General features: G+C 62.2%; 3 protein-coding genes. All 3 read right to left on the bottom strand.

The window, feature by feature from the left end; all coding sequences use genetic code 11:
• Positions 1–191: 191 nt before the first annotated feature.
• The gene (locus EOA28_RS33120; RefSeq protein ID WP_126082165.1) at positions 192–1133 is read right to left on the bottom strand and encodes a phosphoribosylaminoimidazolesuccinocarboxamide synthase; all 942 of its coding nucleotides are present in this window, start codon (positions 1131–1133) and stop codon (positions 192–194) included.
• Positions 1134–1192: 59 nt separating this feature from the next.
• Entirely contained in the window at positions 1193–1957 is a 765-nt protein-coding gene (locus EOA28_RS33115; protein WP_128315714.1) for a site-2 protease family protein, read from the bottom strand.
• Between the two features lie 104 nt (positions 1958–2061).
• Positions 2062–2248 (bottom strand): glycine cleavage T C-terminal barrel domain-containing protein (locus EOA28_RS33110; RefSeq protein WP_148671018.1); only part of this gene is annotated, 187 nt, incomplete at its 5' end.

Genomic DNA, 2248 nt, shown 5'->3' with positions numbered 1-2248 from the left:
GCACCAGCTCGACATCGACCGCCTCGGCGGGAGACGCGGCAGGAGTCAGCCAAAGCGCCAGCGCCAGGGCGGCGCTGCCTGAGACGATATGCCTTGCGCGGGCATAAGCGGAAATGGCGGGAGGTTAAGCGAAAATCGCCGCGCGCAAAAGCCGCGAATCCGGGGCATCGGATCCCGCCGGCCCGGGCCTTTTAGAAATACCGCGCGATGTTCGAACGGATACGCTCCAGCACCGTATCGCCGGAAAGGTCGGGCACGAATTTTGCGCCGGTTATCGCTTCATAGGCCTGGATATAGACCGCCGAGGCCTGGTTGATGATCTCGTCCGGAATTGGCGGGATCGGGTCCTTGTAGGGATCGCACCGCGCTGACACCCAGGAGCGGACGAAATCCTTGTCGAAGCTCTGCGGGCGCCCGCCGCTTGCGAACGCCTCGTCATAACTCGCAGCGATCCAATAGCGACTGCTGTCAGGCGTATGGATTTCGTCCGCCAGCACGATGGTGCCGTCCGGCGCGGTGCCGAATTCATATTTGGTGTCAGCGAGAATCAGGCCGCGTTCGGCGGCGCGCTGCTGGCCGCGAGCGAAAAGCTGCAACGCATAGCGCGAGACCGTATCCCACTGCGCCTGCGTGAGCAGCCCCTGGTCAATAATCTCGGCCTCCGACAGCGGCTCGTCATGGCCGCCATGGGCGGCCTTGCTGGTCGGCGTGATGATCGCCTGCGGCAGCTTTTCATTGTCGCGCAGCCCATCGGGAAAGCTGTGGCCGTAGAAGCTCCTTTCGCCTTTCCGATACTTGGTCAGGATAGAGGTGCTGGTCGTGCCTGCCAGATAGCCACGCACGACCATCTCGACCGGCAGCATGTCGAGCCGCGTGCCGACGACGACGTTGGGGTCGGGATATTCCAGCACGTGGTTGGGACAGATGTCGGCGGTTTCCTCGAACCAGTAGCGCGCCGTCTGGGTGAGCACTTCGCCCTTGAACGGGATCGAGGCCAGGATGATGTCAAACGCGCTCAAACGATCGGTGGCGATGATGATGCGGCGTCCGTCCGGCAGGTCGTAATTTTCGCGCACCTTGCCGTGATAGTGATTGGGAAGCTCGGGAATGAAGGCGTCGGACAGGATGCGCATGGGGCGTAGGCTTTCGCAGGCTTCTGATCAGGCCACATAAGCCGCTGCCCCCCTGCACATCAAGCCGGATGCTGCGGAACGGGCTTCTTATTGCCGGCGGCGCGAAACGCCCGCCAGTTCGGCCTGAAGGAAGGCGAAAACCACAACAGAATTCCGGCCAGGGCCGCAGGGACAATGACCGCGAAACGCAGGATCGAAAGCACGACGCCGCAGAAGCCGACGATCCGCACGGCGGCATCCGCGCCGAAACGCGGCGCAAGCAGATGCCTGGCGATCGCCCCGCCATCAAGCGGAATGGCCGGAAGGAGGTTGAGAATGGCCAAGGCCGCATTCACCAATGCGCCAAGCCAAAGCGTCCACTCAAGAAGCGTGTCCAGTCTCGGCGGCGGCGAACTGAAATGACCGTCCGGATCGACAGGCAACAAGGGCCGGGCAAGAAGGTAATAGGCAGCGGCAAAGCCCGCCACCAGGACGATGTTCACCAACGGCCCGGCAAACGCGATCCATGCCCAGCCATAGGGCGAAGCCGCGCCGGGCTTGAACCAGGCAAATCCGCCGAACAGGTACAGGTCTATCCGTTGGGTGCCGATGCCGCGCCGTCGCGCTGCCCAGACATGGGCAAGTTCATGCAGAAACACCGACAGGAACAGGAGCGCGGCGAATATGGCCGTATGGATCAGGGCGAGCCTGGGATGCCTCGACCATTCATGTACGAACGGCAGGACGGCTGGAATGGCAAAGGTCCAGCTGACATGAACGGGAATGTTCCCCTTCATCACGAAGACGAATGCGTCGTTCTTCCTGTCCCAACCGAACCGTTGCAAACCTGCTTACTCCGCCCGGAGCAACGCTACCCGAGAATCACGGCCCGCACAAAAGCAAAAGCCCGACCGGAGCCGGGCTTTGCATCTTTCTTGGTCCGCGACCATCAGCTCCTCGGCTTGAGGTTCTCCGGGTCGTAGAGCGGCTTGTAACCGACTCCCGCCACCTCGACCGGATAGGTCTCGCCAAAATACTCGACCTGCAGCTTGCAGCCTTCCTGGCAGTACGCCCAGGGCAGATAGGCAAGCGCGATGTTCTTGCCGATCGTCGGGCCATAGGCGACCGAAGTGGTG

This window comes from Mesorhizobium sp. M2A.F.Ca.ET.067.02.1.1 (assembly GCF_004023285.1).
Classification (GTDB): domain Bacteria; phylum Pseudomonadota; class Alphaproteobacteria; order Rhizobiales; family Rhizobiaceae; genus Mesorhizobium.
The sequence above is the reverse complement of the archived record's forward strand: the minus strand, read 5'-3'. Positions and strand labels throughout refer to the sequence as shown.